The organism is Streptomyces sp. WM6386 (genome assembly GCF_000972385.1).
In the GTDB taxonomy this organism is placed as follows: Bacteria; Actinomycetota; Actinomycetes; order Streptomycetales; family Streptomycetaceae; genus Streptomyces.
In genome coordinates this window covers 1-526 of record NZ_JXTE01000428.1, presented here as the reverse complement: position 1 = coordinate 526, position 526 = coordinate 1, and the positions used below count along the sequence as shown (strand labels likewise).

Here is a 526-nt window from a genome sequence, read left to right as displayed (position 1 = left end):
GCGTGAAGGACGTGCCCGCCGACCGGCCGCTCCCGGCGGGGAGGGTGATGGACGGGTTCCCCAACCGGCCCGACCCCGGCTTCCGGGAGCGCCTGGTCGCCCTCAATCCGCGGATGCGCTGACCCGTACGCCCGGGCTCGTCACCCGAGCACAGCGAGCAGCGGTGCCGCGGGCAGCGGGTGGCGTGTGTCGCCGTAGGGGCCCGTGGTCGTGGTGGCGGTGAGGAGGGAGTTCAGGACGGCTTCCTCCACGGCGTCCAGAAGGGCGCTGAAGAGGGGGTCGAGGGTGTCGTCGGGGACCACGGCGGGGCCGGCGGGTGTGCCCAGCGGGTGGGTGCCGAAGGCCAGGCCGTAGTCGCCGCTGCCGTGGCTGTATGCGGCGCCGACCCTGGCCAGGGCGTACACGGCGCGTCGGGCGAGCCGGGTCAGTTGGCGGGCGTCCAGGGGTGCGTCGGTCGCGGTCACGATCATGCAGGAACCGGTGTCGGGGACGGGGGTCGCGGTGGGCAGGCCGACGTCGGCGGGGG

General features: G+C 75.3%; 1 protein-coding gene. It reads right to left on the bottom strand.

What is annotated here, in order from left to right; all coding sequences use genetic code 11:
• Positions 1-140 precede the first annotated feature (140 nt).
• Positions 141-526, bottom strand: a 386-nt coding sequence (locus TN53_RS42080) for a P1 family peptidase (protein ID WP_046264183.1), incomplete at its 5' end; no start/stop codon positions are given.